This is a genomic window from Streptomyces sp. NPDC097640 (assembly GCF_040302705.1).
Taxonomy (GTDB): domain Bacteria; phylum Actinomycetota; class Actinomycetes; order Streptomycetales; family Streptomycetaceae; genus Streptomyces.
Window position 1 is genome coordinate 1 of the sequence record NZ_JBEOSB010000004.1, and the last position, 12,325, is coordinate 12,325.

At 71.7% G+C, this 12,325-nt stretch carries 12 protein-coding genes and 1 tRNA gene; 5 read left to right on the forward strand and 8 right to left on the reverse strand.

Translation table 11 applies throughout. The features are described 5' to 3' along the window. On the forward strand, positions 1-483 hold a 483-nt coding region (locus ABTY62_RS06550; RefSeq protein WP_502997414.1), incomplete at its 5' end, for an NsdA family TPR-like regulatory protein. 96 nt (positions 484-579) lie between these two features. Here ABTY62_RS06550 and ABTY62_RS06555 read toward each other — a convergent pair. From ABTY62_RS06555 to ABTY62_RS06575, 5 genes are all read right to left on the reverse strand, one after another. After that, positions 580-1,011, reverse strand: a complete 432-nt coding sequence (locus tag ABTY62_RS06555; protein ID WP_352128290.1) for a hypothetical protein — start codon at positions 1,009-1,011, stop codon at positions 580-582. Between the two features lie 111 nt (positions 1,012-1,122). After that, positions 1,123-1,195 (reverse strand) — tRNA-His (locus ABTY62_RS06560). 95 nt (positions 1,196-1,290) lie between these two features. Then, entirely contained in the window at positions 1,291-1,899 is a 609-nt protein-coding gene (orn, locus tag ABTY62_RS06565; protein ID WP_352128291.1) for an oligoribonuclease, read from the reverse strand. A gap of 5 nt (positions 1,900-1,904) precedes the next feature. Then, the gene (locus ABTY62_RS06570; RefSeq protein ID WP_352128292.1) at positions 1,905-3,212 is read right to left on the reverse strand and encodes a helix-turn-helix domain-containing protein; all 1,308 of its coding nucleotides are present in this window, start codon (positions 3,210-3,212) and stop codon (positions 1,905-1,907) included. Positions 3,213-3,650: 438 nt separating this feature from the next. Then, positions 3,651-3,977 carry a hypothetical protein gene (locus ABTY62_RS06575; RefSeq protein ID WP_352128293.1) on the reverse strand — a complete coding sequence of 109 codons (327 nt, stop codon included), beginning with the start codon at positions 3,975-3,977 and terminating at the stop codon, positions 3,651-3,653. Between the two features lie 452 nt (positions 3,978-4,429). On the opposite strand from ABTY62_RS06575, the gene ABTY62_RS06580 reads away from it, so the two are divergent. Beyond that, positions 4,430-4,951 carry a universal stress protein gene (locus ABTY62_RS06580; RefSeq protein WP_311729707.1) on the forward strand — a complete coding sequence of 174 codons (522 nt, stop codon included), beginning with the start codon at positions 4,430-4,432 and terminating at the stop codon, positions 4,949-4,951. Between the two features lie 305 nt (positions 4,952-5,256). Here ABTY62_RS06580 and glmS read toward each other — a convergent pair whose 3' ends face one another. After that, positions 5,257-7,098, reverse strand: a complete 1,842-nt coding sequence (glmS, locus tag ABTY62_RS06585) for a glutamine--fructose-6-phosphate transaminase (isomerizing) (protein WP_352128294.1) — start codon at positions 7,096-7,098, stop codon at positions 5,257-5,259. 45 nt (positions 7,099-7,143) lie between these two features. After that, positions 7,144-7,419, reverse strand: a complete 276-nt coding sequence (locus tag ABTY62_RS06590; RefSeq protein WP_352128296.1) for a hypothetical protein — start codon at positions 7,417-7,419, stop codon at positions 7,144-7,146. Between the two features lie 177 nt (positions 7,420-7,596). On the opposite strand from ABTY62_RS06590, the gene ABTY62_RS06595 reads away from it, so the two are divergent. From ABTY62_RS06595 to ABTY62_RS06605, 3 genes are all read left to right on the forward strand, one after another. Further along, on the forward strand, positions 7,597-8,259 hold the full coding sequence (locus ABTY62_RS06595; RefSeq protein WP_352128297.1) for a response regulator transcription factor: 663 nt from the start codon (positions 7,597-7,599) through the stop codon (positions 8,257-8,259). Positions 8,260-8,345: 86 nt separating this feature from the next. Next, positions 8,346-9,635 carry a sensor histidine kinase gene (locus tag ABTY62_RS06600; RefSeq protein ID WP_352128298.1) on the forward strand — a complete coding sequence of 430 codons (1,290 nt, stop codon included), beginning with the start codon at positions 8,346-8,348 and terminating at the stop codon, positions 9,633-9,635. A 92-nt stretch (positions 9,636-9,727) separates the two neighbouring features. Then, positions 9,728-11,326 (forward strand): S41 family peptidase, encoded by a 1,599-nt coding sequence (locus tag ABTY62_RS06605; RefSeq protein ID WP_352128299.1) that lies wholly within the window; start codon positions 9,728-9,730, stop codon positions 11,324-11,326. A 42-nt stretch (positions 11,327-11,368) separates the two neighbouring features. Here the strand turns inward: ABTY62_RS06605 and ABTY62_RS06610 are convergent, their stop codons facing one another. Then, complete coding sequence (locus ABTY62_RS06610; RefSeq protein WP_352128300.1) at positions 11,369-12,295, reverse strand: DUF4429 domain-containing protein; 927 nt, start codon at positions 12,293-12,295, stop codon at positions 11,369-11,371. Between the last annotated feature and the right edge of the window lie 30 nt (positions 12,296-12,325).

A 12,325-nucleotide genomic window follows, 5' to 3' on the forward strand; every position in this document is an offset into this window, starting at 1 on the left:
GTCGTGCACGCCCACACCCTGGCCAAGTCCGGGCAGCGGCGGGCAGCCATTGCCGAGGCTGAGCGGGCGCGGACCCTCCTGGCCGCCGACCGGGGAGACGAGGTGCCCTTCTGGGCCCTCGCCTGGGGGCCGCCTGCCGCGTCGGTCTACTCGCGCAACGCGAAGGTCTACGAGACGCTGGGCGACCGAAAGACAGCAGCGGAGCAGTACGCGCGGGCCGCCGCATCCCGCCCAGCAGACTATGCGCGGATAGTTGCCCTCGACCTGGTGGCGAGCGCCGAAATGCAGATCAAGGGCGGCAGCATCGAGCAGGCATGTGCCACCTGGAATCGGGCGATGGACCACATGGACGGTGTGCGATCCGTCCGCACCCGCAAGGCCGTGACTCGGATGCGCAGAGATCTCGCCCGCTTCCGCGCCCGCGGCGTGCGCTGTGCAGCAGACCTGGACGAGCGGGCTATCGAATTCCTGCGTCCGAGCTGATCGGCGCCGAGCACCTCACTGCGGGCAGGAAGGAAGCCCCTCGCTGGCCCGGAGGCCGACATGAGGGGATGCGCACAGGTGCCCGAAGCATCGGACTTATGATCCAGCCGTGGACATCCCCGACAGACTCATCACCCAGTCGGTGACGTCGTCCTCGGTCAGGTTGGCGATCGTCGCGGGTACGACCTGGCCGGTCGGCTCGACGTGCTGGAGCAGGGAGAGGTGCAGCCGGATCTCGCGGTGGTAGTCCTCCCGGGTGCGGTCGTCGATGCCAGTGAGTCGGTTGACGTAGCGCTCGGCGTAGGCCAGGAAAGTCATGTCGCCGGGGACCTCGGGCTGCTCGACGAATCCCTCGCCGCGGACCCAGCCGTATGGCCAGCGGCCGCTGTGGGCCTCGACGAGGCTCTTGAACGCGTCGGCGCTGTCCTGGTCGCCGAACTTCTCGGTCTGCCACTCGCCGTCTTGGCGCCACTTCACCTGAAAGGTGCTGGTGCCGTCCTTCCTGGGGCGTTCCACGATGCTCGCCATGGACGGACCATACGACCGGATCAGGGCGGGGGTGTTCCCGTCGTGTTTCCAAATCTTTGGACATGACAAAGGGCTGACCTGTTTACCCAGGTCAGCCCCTTGACTATTCAGGGTGAGTAACGGGACTCGAACCCGCGACATCCTGGACCACAACCAGGTGCTCTACCAGCTGAGCTATACCCACCATGACCGGCGCTTTCCGTTCCGCACCGGCCGAGAAAAAGTGTACAGGGTCCGCGGGGGTGCTCGCTCCCGGCTTTTCGGGCCGGGAGCGAGGCGTCACGGCCGCCGGGCGGGAAGGACGTGCTTCGCCGCGATCGACTTGGCCGTGTCGGAGTCCGGGCCGGGCTGCGGGACGAAGACCGCCTCCCGGTAGTAGCGCAGCTCCGCGATGCTCTCGTGGATGTCCGCGAGGGCGCGGTGGTTGCCGTTCTTCTTCGGGCTGTTGAAGTAGGCCCGCGGGTACCAGCGGCGGGCCAGCTCCTTGATCGACGAGACGTCGACGATCCGGTAGTGGAGGTAGCTCTCGAGCTCGAGCATGTCCCGGAGCAGGAAGCCGCGGTCGGTGCTGACCGAGTTCCCGCACAGGGGCGCCTTGCCGGGCTCCGGGACGTGCTCGCGGATGTACGCCAGGACCTGCCGCTGGGCGTCCTCCAGCGTGGTCCCGCCGTCCAGCTCCGCGAGCAGTCCGGAGGCCGTGTGCATGTCGCGCACCACCTCGGGCATGGTGGTCAGCGCTTCGGCCGGCGGCCGGACAACGATGTCCACTCCTTCGCCCAGGATGTTCAGCTCGGAGTCGGTGACCAGCGCGGCCACCTCGATAAGCGCGTCGTCCGACAGCGAGAGCCCCGTCATCTCGCAGTCGATCCACACCATGCGATCGTTCATACGTCTCACCCTACGGGGCGCTCCCGCTGGCCGGGCAGGGTCGGGCGGCCCGGCACACGCCCGGTGGCCTGCTCGGGCAGGCGCGGGACGTAGGCGTCGGACTCCGGCTTGCCGGGGTCCCCGCCGCCGTGCGGGTGCGGGGCGTGATGGGGGTGGGCGGGATGCCCGAGGGGCCCGCCGGGGCGCCGCAGCGGCATGGAGTGCTCTCCGGGCCGCTGCTCGCCCAGCTCGGCCCTCTCCAGCCGGTCGGCCCGCTCCAGGCGCTCCGGGCGGTCCGCACGGTCGGGGCCGCCGCCCTGGGGCCTACGGGCGCGGTACGCGGCCCGGTAGGCGGCCGGGGAGGACCCCAGCTGCCGCCGGAAGTGTCCGCGCAGCGCGACCGGGGAGCGGAAGCCGCAGCGCCCGGCGACCTCGTCGACGGAGTAGTCGGAGGTCTCCAGGAGACGCTGGGCCTGGAGCACCCGCTGGGTGATCAGCCACTGGAGTGGAGCGCTCCCAGTGAGGGAGCGGAACCGGCGGTCGAAGGTGCGCCGGCTCATATAGGCGCGGGCGGCCAGGGCCTCGACGTCGAACTGCTCGTGCAGATGCTCGAGCGCCCACGCCACGACCTCGGCGAGCGGATCCGCGCCGATCTCCTCTGGTAAAGACCTGTCCAGATATCGCTCCTGCCCCCCGCTGCGGCGCGGCGGCACGACCAGGCGGCGGGCCAGCGCGCCCGCGGCGTCGGCTCCGTGGTCGGTGCGCACGATGTGCAGGCACAGGTCTATGCCCGCGGCCGTGCCCGCCGAGGTCAGGATGTCGCCGTCGTCCACGAACAGCTCGCGCGGGTCGACGTGGACGGACGGATAGCGCTTGGCGAGCGTCGGCGCGTACATCCAGTGGGTGGTCGCCGGGCGGCCGTCCAGCAGCCCCGCGGCGGCGAGTACGAAGGCCCCGGTGCAGAGGCCCACGATGCGCGCGCCCTCCTCGTGCGCGCGGCGCAGCGCGTCGAGCGCGGCGGTCGGTGGCGGCTGCGTGATCGACCGCCAGGCCGGTACGACGACGGTGCCGGCCCGGGACAGCGCCTCCAGGCCGTATGGTGCGGTCAGTTCCAGTCCGCCGGTCGTTCGCAGTGGCACATCTTCGCCCGCGCACACCAGCAATCGATACCGCGGGACTCCGGCGTCCTGACGGTCGATGCCGAAGACGGAGAGCGGGATGGAGCTTTCGAAGATAGGGCCGCCGCTGAAGAGCAGCACCGCGACTATTTCTCGTCGCCGGCGTCCGGAGAGCTTGCGCGAGGTCTCCGGTACGGTCGTGGAGTCCTGGCTCATCGAACTAAGCCCCCCTCGGTGGTCGCGTCCTCTCGGTCCTGCACGTTTCCCCTCGGTCCTGAACGGTTCCCCCGCCGGTCATGGCCAAGATCGAATCTACTGTGTCGCGTGTGGTCGCCGTGACCAGTTCACCACCCGCCACTATGTCGACATGACAACTTGGCGGGAAGCATTCGATCACGAAGCGTTGCACTCGTGGGCCTCCCTGTGAAGTACGCCTAGCCTTCGTACCCACTTCGCGTAGGGGGTACGGCCCGCTCATACCCCTTTCCGCGCTGGTCGGAGGGGGTTGGGCCCGGCGTTTGCCAAGGAAAGAACTTTCACGGGAAGTTGGCTGAAAAGGAGTGGGCGCAGACGTACGGAAGGGTCCTCCGCCGGGCGTACGACCCGCACGGTGACTCTCACCACTGTGTACCCGGAGCGCTACGGAGCGCGCCTTCAGCCGCGCCGGCCGCCCCTGTGCGCCCCGATTCCGGTGCGCCCATGTCGTCCACGATGTGGACTCACCACCGTGCCGGCGAGCCGGGCGGCGGTGCGCTCGTAGCGGCGCAGCAGCGTCCGGCAGACGGCGGTGACCGCGGCCAGCCCGAGGGCGGCGCCTGCCGCCGCGCCGAACGGCGAGCCGCACGCCAGCAGGACGACCGGCACCAGGGCGCAGCTGAAGGCGCCCCAGCGGATCACCTCGTCCGCCGCCTCGCCGGCCGGGGTCGGGGAGGGGTGGCCCCGGCCGTCGCGGGGCGCGTCGTACTCGGGGGTGGCGGGCACGTATCTGCTCCTCGGAGAGCGGGCGGACGGGGGGCCGGGGCGGTCGCGATCACCGCGCGGCTACTACAACGCCGGGCGGGCTCCCGGGTCACTGCCGACCATCCGCACGGTGTACGCGGGGCGACGACTCGGGGTTTGCTCAAGGCTCACTCAGGCCACGCCGCACAGCCGCACATCGGCACTGTCGGGACCACTTGGGGCATTGCGTTACCGGCCGCCCTCCGGCATGCTCCGTGGAACGCCTCGGGCGGTTCGCCGTCCAAGAGCTCTCTGGGCAGGAGGGGAGTGGCGCCGTACCCTTAGGGGTAAGGGCTTGGAAAGATGAATCCCGGACGGATTCGGTTCGTTCGATACGCTCCCCCGAGCGCCGGCGAGCCGCCGCCCCCGACAACCGCAACCCCTCAAGCCCCCGCCGATCCCTCCTCACGAGGACTTCCTTCGCCGAGACACCGATGGCCGGTCACGAATTCCCCGAACCCGCGGACCGCAAGCGGGTCGCCGATCACATGGCGCACCCCGAAGCGGCGGAAGAATCACGTCATTCCTGCGATCCGGCGTTCCAGCACGGCGTCGTGGTGGGATTCGACGGTTCGACATCGAGCGAGCGCGCCCTCGCGTACTCGATCGGCATGGCCCGGCGCTCCGGCTCCGGCCTGATCATCGTCCATGTGGCCAACCGGCTGCCGACGACGGTGTGGGCCGGGTGCGAGCCCCCGGTCTTCGTGGATGTGCCCGACCATCGCACCGAAGTGCTGGGCCTGGAGCTGGCCTGCGCGGACCATCTCGCCGAAGTGCCCTGGATCCTGGTGGAGCGGGGCGGGGACATCTGCCATGAGCTGGAGGAGGTCGGCCGGGAGTACGCGGCCGACGCGATCGTGGTCGGCTCCACGCACGGGCTGGTGGGGCGGATCTTCGGCTCGGTCGCGGGGCGGCTGGCCCGGCGGGCGCAGCGGCCCGTGGTGGTCATTCCCTGACCCGGCACCCACCGGTTTCCGGTGGGCCGGCGGCGGGCGTTGGGAATCGGACACGGCCAACTCCCCTTGACAGCTGGTGAGATGGCGACAAGTCCCGCTTGACAGTCGATAAATCTACCCGTGCGTAGAGGTGGATTGTGCGTTTGTGACGGGTACAAACCGAGCGAACGGGCGAGTGTTCACGTGCCGTCGGCCGGGAAGTGACGGTTCCTGTCGGCGGCCCACCTGCCGGCGTTAGGGCGACGCCGGCACAGGGGAGGCGGCCCCCGCGTGCGTGGTGGCTCACGCGGGGGACCGCCGAGCGGTCACTCCACCGTCACGGACTTCGCCAGGTTCCGCGGCTTGTCGATGTCGCGGCCGAGCGCCAGCGCCGTGTGATACGCGAGGAGTTGCAGCGGAACGCCCATCAGAATCGGGTCCAGCTCCACCTCGTTGCGCGGGACCACGATCGTGTGGTCCGCCTTCTCCTGTTCCTGGTGCGCCACGGCCAGGATCCGGCCGCTGCGGGCCTTGATCTCCTCCAGCGTCGCGCGGTTCTTCTCCAGCAGGTCGTCGTCCGGGAGCACCGCGACGGTCGGCACCTCGGGCTCGATGAGCGCCAGCGGGCCGTGCTTGAGCTCGGAGGCCGGGTACGCCTCGGCGTGGACGTAGGAGACCTCCTTGAGCTTCAGGGAGGCCTCGCGGGCGACCGGGTAGCCGCGCACCCGGCCGATGAACATCATGCTCTTCGCATTCGCGTATTCCGCGGCGAGCTCCTTGATCTTCTCCTCGCCGCGCAGCACCTCCGCGATCTGGTCCGGCAGCCGCCGCAGTCCGGCGATGATCCGCTTGCCGTCGGCGACCGACAGATCGCGGATCCGGCCGAGGTGGAGGGCGAGCAGGGCGAAGGCGACGGCCGTGTTGGTGAAGCACTTGGTGGACACCACACAGACCTCGGGGCCCGCGTGGACGTACACCCCGCCGTCCGTCTCGCGGGCGATCGCGCTGCCGACGACGTTGACGACGCCCAGCACGCGCGCGCCCTTGCGCTTGAGCTCCTGGACGGCGGCCAGGGTGTCGTAGGTCTCGCCGGACTGGCTGACCGCGATGTAGAGGGTGTCCGGGTCGACGACGGCGTTGCGGTAGCGGAACTCGCTCGCGGGCTCGGCGTCCGCGGGGATACGGGCCAGCTCCTCGATCAGCTGGGCGCCGATCAGGCCCGTGTGGTACGCCGAGCCACAGCCGAGGATCTTCACCCGGCGCACCCCGCGCGCCTCGCGGGCGTCCAGGTTGAGCCCGCCGAGACGCACGGTGGCGAAGCGGTCGTCGATCCGCCCGCGCAGCACCCGGTCCACGGCGTCGACCTGCTCGTGGATCTCCTTGTGCATATAGGTGTCGTGGCCGCCCATGTCGTACGACTCGGCCTCCCACTCCACGGTGGTCGGCGTCGCGGAGGTGCGGGAGCCCTCGGTGGTGTACGTGCGGAAGTCGTCGGCCTTGAGGGTGGCCATCTCGCCGTCGTCGAGGGTGACCACCTGGCGGGTGTGGCTGACCAGGGCGGCGACGTCCGAGGCGACGAACATCTCCTTCTCGCCGATGCCCAGCACCACGGGGGAGCCGTTGCGGGCGACGACGATCCGGTCGGGGAAGTCCGCGTGCAGCACGGCGATGCCGTACGTCCCCTCGACCAGGGCGAGGGCCTGGCGGACCTTCTCCTCCAGCGTGGCGGCCTGCGAGCGGCCGATCAGATGGGCCAGGGTCTCGGAGTCGGTGTCGGAGGCCAGCTCGACGCCGTCGGCGGTGAGCTTGGCGCGCAGCTCGGAGGCGTTGTCGATGATGCCGTTGTGGACGATCGCGACCTTGCCGTCCGCGTCCAGGTGCGGATGCGCGTTGACGTCGTTGGGCGCGCCGTGGGTGGCCCAGCGGGTGTGCGCGATGCCGACGGTGCCCGCGAAGCGCTTGGGGAGCCTGGCCTCCAGCTCGCGGACCCGGCCCTTGGCCTTGGCGGTCTTCAGGCCGGGGGACTGTGCCGCCTGACCGGACTTGGCGGGCTTGGCGTGGATCGCGATCCCGGCCGAGTCATAGCCGCGGTACTCCAGGCGCTGAAGGCCCTCGAGCAGCAGCGGCGCCACATCGCGTTTCCCGATATATCCGACGATTCCGCACATGGTGGTGTCAGTCCCTCCCTGGTGGGTCGCTCATGAGTGCTCGGCTCAGCCGTAGACGATGCGGCGCAGCTGGCGCAGCGAGAGGTCCGGCGGCGCCATCGCGCGGTGCGGCAGCTCGGCTGTGATCCGCTCGAAGATGTCCGGGTTGGTCAGCCCGCCGGACTGGAGCTCCCGATGGCGGCGGCGGACGTATTCCTCGGTCGTCTCGTCGAAGTACGCGAGCACGTCCAGCACCACCCGGGCGGCCTCGCCGCGGCTGAGCGGCGTGCTGCGTACCAGGTGGTCGATGAGGTCATCGTGGGACATACGGCGATCGAGCACCCGTTGATACTGCGGTGAGCCGCCCCGTTTCGCAAGAATCCTGCCCGATATCGGGCAGGGGGACCAGCTCGATGCGTGCCCGGTGTGTCACTGGTACGTTCGCCCGGCCGGCGCCGGAGCCGGCCCGGTGGGGCTGCGGGGCGCCGGGACGACGACACGAGAGGGGGTGCCGGGGGGATGCGCGTGCTCATCGTCGATGACGACGAGGAGATGGCACAGGTGGTCGCGGTGGGCCTGCGCCGTGCGCAGATGGCCGTCGACGTGGCGTTCGACGGTACGGAGGCGCTGGAACGGCTGGGCGGCGCCGACGGCGACGCGTACGACGTGGTCGTCCTGGACCGGGACCTGCCCGGGACGCACGGCGACGAGGTCTGCGCGGCGCTGATCACCGCCGGGTGCCGCAGCCGCATCCTGATGCTCACCGCCGCGGGAACGGCGGACGACATCGTGGACGGGCTGGGCCTGGGCGCCGACGACTACCTCCCCAAGCCCTTCGATTTCCCCGTACTCGTCGCCCGGATCGCCGCCCTGGCCCGCCGTGCGCATCCGGCCGTACCGCCCGTGGTGCGCCACGGCGACCTCCTGGTCGACAGCGCTCGGCGCACCGCCGTACGGGCGGGCCGGGCGCTGGCCCTCACGCCCAAGGAGTTCGGCGTCCTCGAACTGCTCCTCGCCGCCGGGGGCCGTGCCGTCTCCGCCGAGGAGCTGCTCGAACGGGTCTGGGACGAGGCCGCCGACCCCTTCACCAGCGCCGTGAAGATCACGATCAGCCGGCTGCGGGCCAAACTCGGGGCGCCGCCGGTCATCGAGACGGTGGCCAGGAGCGGTTACCGGATCTGAGGGGTTGCGGGGGCGGAGCGGCCGGGCCCGTCGGCCGCTCCGACCGAGCACAGCGCAGGATCCAACCGAAAGGTCGCCACGTTCACATGCCTGTCCGCGTCCTCGCGCCCGCCGCTCTGCGCCGGCTCACCGGCCGGATCGTGCGCGCGGGTCTGCCCCGCCGCACCGTACGGTTGCGGCTGACCGCCTTGTACGGAGGGCTGTTCCTGGTGTCCGGCGCCGCGCTGCTCGCGGTCACGTACGGCCTGGTGGCCGGCGCCGTCGACCGTCCGCCCACGGTCCTGAAGCGGGAGGTGACCGTGGCCGCCCCCAGCCCGAGCGCACCGGAGGGGACACGGCCTGCCGAGCCCGGCGACCGGGCCGCCATGGACACCGCCATGGCGGCCCTGCAAAAGGACGTACAGCGGACCGTCGACCACCAGAAGTCCGCCATGCTGCACACCCTGCTGGTCCAGTCGGGGATCGCCCTGGGGCTGATGTCGCTGACATCCGTGCTGCTGGGCTGGGTGGTGGCCGGCCGTGTCCTGCGCCCGCTGCGGACCATCACCTCCACCGCGCAGGACATCTCGGCGACCAGCCTGCACCGGCGGCTGGCCCTGGCCGGCCCGCGGGACGAACTGCGGGAGCTGGGCGACACGTTCGACGCGCTGCTGACCCGGCTCGACGGTTCCTTCCAGGCGCAGCGGCAGTTCGTGGCCAACGCGTCCCACGAGCTGCGTACGCCGCTGGCCCGGCAGCGCGTGCTGGGCCAGGTCGCCCTGGCCGACCCCGAACCGACCGTCGAGTCCCTGCGCACGGCCCACGAACGGATACTTGCCGCCGGACGGCAGCAGGAACGGCTCATCGAAGCGCTGCTGACCCTGGCCCGCGGCCACGCGGGCCTCGACGAGCGCCACCCCTTCGACCTGGCCCGGCTCGCCCGGGAAGCCGTGGCGGCGCGCGCCACCGCGGCCCACGAACGGCAGGTGACGCTGCGCCCCCGGGCCGGCGCGGCCGTCTCCTCGGGCCACCGGGCGCTCGCCGAGCGGCTGGTGGCCAATCTGCTGGACAACGCGATCCGCTACAACATGCCCGGCGGGCAGGTGGACGTCACCACCGGCACACAGGCCGGCCGCGCGGTCCTCACGGTCGCCAATACCGGCCCGGACGTCCCCGCGGACGCCGTCGAGCGGATCCTCCTGCCCTTCCAGCGCCTCGGCCCGGCTCGCACCGGCAGCGGGGCCCGCGGCGCGTCGTCCCAGGGGTTCGGCCTGGGCCTGTCCATCGTCTCGGCCATCGCGGCCGCCCACGATGCCACCCTCACCGCCGCCCCGCGGCCCGGCGGCGGCCTGGTCGTCACGGTCGGCTTCCCCACCGCGACGACGCAACCGCCGTGAAACCGCCCGCCGCGTAGAACGTCCGTCAGCGACGCCGCGCCGACCGCGGCGACGCCCACGGCACGACCGACGCGAGTTCAGGAGCACTCCGCATGAGCGACACACCGGCCGACCCGCTGCCGGCCGCAACCACACCGGCCGACCCGCTACCGGCCGACCCCACACCGGCCGAGACCCCGGCCGCCCAAGCGCCGTCGGCCGGCCGCGGGCTCGGCCACCGCCGGATCGGGCTGCTGCGGCAACGGCGTGTACTGGTCACGACCGGGATCGCCGTACTCGCGGGCAGCGTGCTCGTCACCGCCCTGACCGCGTCCGCCAGCCCATCGGCAGAGCCGCACCAGGCCGACCGGCCCGCCGCCTGCGCACCGCAGGACCCGACCGGCCCCCAGCCGCCCGCGCAGGACCCGGCCCCGACCTCCGTCAGCACGGTGGAGCAGGCGTACTACTGCATCTTCGACAACTATTACGGCGGGTCCCGGCTCGATGACCGCCCCCTGCTCCAGTACGCCGCCCAGGCCGTCGTCCGGGAACTGCGCAAACGCGATGTCGACCAGCCGTTCGCCGTCCTGCCGGCGCTGACCGGCGACCGGGACAAGGACTGGCCGCTCTTCGCCGAGCGGCTCCAGGAAGTGCTGGACGCGGTGCCGGACGACCAGGCACTGCGCTCCTCGCTCGCCGTCGCCGCGATCCAGGGGATGCTCACCGCCCTGCACGACAACCACGCCGACTACCAGGGTCCCGGCAGCCCGGGTGCCACGCCGGACGCCCACCCGTGGGGCCTGGGCATCGGCCTGAACAGAACCCTCCCCCCGGCCGCGACCGCCCCGGACTTCACCGGTCCGCTCTTCCTCACCACGGTCGGCACCGGTACTCCCGCCGCCGCGGCCGGGCTCAAGCCCGGAGATGTCATCGAGGCGGTGAACAATGTCCCGGTCTTCACCAACGGGCAGCTCAACCCGGGAGTTGTGGACTCCCTCCGCCCCTCGTATCCCCGGCGCGTCCCGGTGACCCTCACCGTACGGCGGCCCGCCACCGACCGGACCCGGCGCGTGCGTGTCACCCCCGGCCCGCTGCCCGCGCAGCCCAAGCCGCGCGTGGACGTCACCCTGGTGGCCGGCGGTATCGCCGACGTCCGCTTCGACGCCTTCTATCCGGGCGTCGCCCAGGAAGCCCTCAAGGCCATCGCCGACCTCAAGGCGACCACCAAGCTCACCGGCATCATCTTCGACCTGCGCGGCAACCGTGGCGGCGTCGCCGACGAGGGCAACAAACTGATGGGCGCGTTCGTCCACGACGCGACGGCCGTCTCCTTCTGCGACGCCGACGGCGACTGCGACCCCCAGCCCGTCGACAACAGCACCCCGCTGCTGCACCTGCCCATGGTCACGCTCACCGACGACGGCTGCGCCTCCGCGTGCGAGGTGTTCGCGACGGGCGTCAAGGACCTCCACCTGGGCGCGCTCGTCGGCACCCGCACCGCGGGAGTGAACTCCGGCCCCGCCCGCCTGTACGCGCTCAACGATCACACCAGCCTGATCCGCTTGCCGTCGCAGCGCGTCATCGGCGCGAACGGCGAGATCATCGACGGTGTCGGCGTCCCCCCGGACCACTTCGCGCCGCTGACCGCGGCGGACGTGTCCGCCGGCAAGGACCCGGCCCTCGACAAGGCGACGGCGATCCTCTCGTCGTAGCCGACGCGGCGGCCCTGCCTCTGGTGAACTGCGGATCGAGTCTCAGAAACGGCGGAGCACGGCCTGTTTGACGGTGCTGAACTCCTCCTCCGTGAGCACCCCGTCGCGGCGCAGCTCGCCGAGCTCGCGCAGCCGGCGCAGCAGCGCGTCGTGATCCGCGTCACCGCCCCCGCCCTGCCCGGCCCCGGCCCCGATCTCAGCGGGATCCTTCGTCAGCGCCACCGGGACGGCGTCGGCGGGCTCCGGCGGCCCGGCGGGGTGCGGCGGCCCGGCGGGGTGCGGCAGCCGGGCCGTGACCGCGGCCGCGACCAGGGCCATCAGCGGGTCCCGCTTGAGGCCGTACATCACGACGGCGTACGGGTCGTACTTGGGCGGGGCCGAGGTCGGGACCTTGAACAGGGCGAAGCGGAGGTAGCCGTTCTCCAGGCCCTTGGCGGGGCTCCACTGCACCGCCTCGACGTCCGACACCGGGAAGACGCGCGGCCCGCCCGACTTTTTCGCCTGCTCGGTCTTCCAGTTCCACTCCAGGCGGATCTGCTCGCCGTCGAAGGAGGCCGTGCCGTCGCCCGCCGAGGCCGACAGCGGCACCGAGGGGCCCGGGAGCAGATAGCGGTCGCAGGGCCCGGCGTCCACCTGCTCCAGCAGCAGCGCCTGGCGCACCTCGTCGACCATGTACTCGGCGACGCCCGCGCGCTCGGAATCCACCGGCAGCTGATACGGGTCGGCGGCCTCCGGCAGCTCGCCGCCCGCCGCCTGGAGCAGCGGGTCCGCGCCCTCGCGCAGCTTCAGCCGCAGCCGCCCGGTCCGGCGCCCCGGCTCGTACGCGATGCCCGCCAGCGCCTCCAGCGGCACCGCGAGTTCGCCGAGCGCCTGGCGCGCCGGGTTCACGCGCTTGTCCCGGCCGGGGACGATCCGCACGGTGTCGCCGTCGAAGCTCCACGTTCCATCGCGCTGGGTGATTTCCGCCATGGCGTGAATTCTGACAGGTGAACAGACACG

What these genes read in the sequence shown, in the direction of transcription:
- glmS (WP_352128294.1), bottom strand. Translation starts at nt 7,098, where the DNA reads ATGTGCGGAATCGTCGGATATATCGGGAAACGCGATGTGGCGCCGCTG.
- ABTY62_RS06570 (WP_352128292.1), bottom strand. Translation starts at nt 3,212, where the DNA reads ATGAGCCAGGACTCCACGACCGTACCGGAGACCTCGCGCAAGCTCTCC.
- ABTY62_RS06555 (WP_352128290.1), bottom strand. Translation starts at nt 1,011, where the DNA reads ATGGCGAGCATCGTGGAACGCCCCAGGAAGGACGGCACCAGCACCTTT.
- ABTY62_RS06610 (WP_352128300.1), bottom strand. Translation starts at nt 12,295, where the DNA reads ATGGCGGAAATCACCCAGCGCGATGGAACGTGGAGCTTCGACGGCGAC.
- orn (WP_352128291.1), bottom strand. Translation starts at nt 1,899, where the DNA reads ATGAACGATCGCATGGTGTGGATCGACTGCGAGATGACGGGGCTCTCG.
- ABTY62_RS06595 (WP_352128297.1), top strand. Translation starts at nt 7,597, where the DNA reads ATGCGCGTGCTCATCGTCGATGACGACGAGGAGATGGCACAGGTGGTC.
- ABTY62_RS06605 (WP_352128299.1), top strand. Translation starts at nt 9,728, where the DNA reads ATGAGCGACACACCGGCCGACCCGCTGCCGGCCGCAACCACACCGGCC.
- ABTY62_RS06580 (WP_311729707.1), top strand. Translation starts at nt 4,430, where the DNA reads ATGGCCGGTCACGAATTCCCCGAACCCGCGGACCGCAAGCGGGTCGCC.
- ABTY62_RS06600 (WP_352128298.1), top strand. Translation starts at nt 8,346, where the DNA reads ATGCCTGTCCGCGTCCTCGCGCCCGCCGCTCTGCGCCGGCTCACCGGC.